Raw genomic sequence first — 851 nt, 5'->3', positions numbered from 1 at the left:
GTGGTCGAGTGTCGCGGTTTTTCGGCAGCGGAGGAAACGCTTGGGGTCGGCCGCTCCACAATTAGCAAGCACGTCGCGGATCTCGAAGCTCGCCTGTCGATTCGTCTTTGTGAAAGAGGGCGATCTGGCTTCAGTGTTACGACGCACGGCCAAACCGTGTACGAGGCGACCATCGAACTCTTGGACTCTCTCGACCATTTCCGATCGCAGATTTCGGTAGCCAAGGGGAGGCTTTCGGGATCGATAAACCTTTGGGTGATGGACAGCACGCAATTTGAAACGGGCAATTCACTCGCCAAGGCCATTGCCGCGTTCAAACAACGCGCTGGGGATGTCGTTCTCAACATCAACACGGCCGATCCTGAAGCCGTCGAGGAAGCGATCATCAATCGTCAGGCGAATGTCGGCCTCACTATTGGAAACACCGATGTGCAGGGGTTGACGTACCGGGCGGTCGGCTCGGAAACAACATCTCTTTACGCGTCTGCCAATCATCCGATCAACAAGCAAGCCTCTCATGGTCGCATAGAGGACGCTGAGCTCGCGAAATATGATTTCGTCACTCGTGGCTATTTGCGTAGCGAGCCGACCTTAAAAGGGCGCCGTTGGAAATCGACTGCGGTGGCCTTCCATGTGGAAGCCAATTTGCAACTCGTTTTGAGCGGACAGTATCTGGGCGTGATCCCAGATCACATCGCGCTCCCCTGGGTGGAGGCTGGCGACTTGGTGAAGCTGCCTGTACCAGAGGCGCAAAGCACGACAGCGATCTTCGCGGTCTTCCGGACAAAATCGAAAAGCCTACCGGTTGTCACGGCAATGGTTGAGGACATCGCAAACGCATACCGCCTGAC

1 protein-coding gene is annotated in these 851 nt (G+C 55.9%); it reads left to right on the top strand.

Annotation, left to right across the window (positions count from 1 at the left end):
- Positions 1 to 851: LysR family transcriptional regulator (locus EN935_RS38180; RefSeq protein WP_164771829.1), on the top strand; the 851-nt coding region annotated here is incomplete at both ends.

Source organism: Mesorhizobium sp. M7D.F.Ca.US.004.03.1.1, assembly GCF_003998635.1.
GTDB lineage: Bacteria > Pseudomonadota > Alphaproteobacteria > Rhizobiales > Rhizobiaceae > Mesorhizobium > Mesorhizobium loti.
This window is presented reverse-complemented; position numbering and strand designations above follow the sequence as displayed.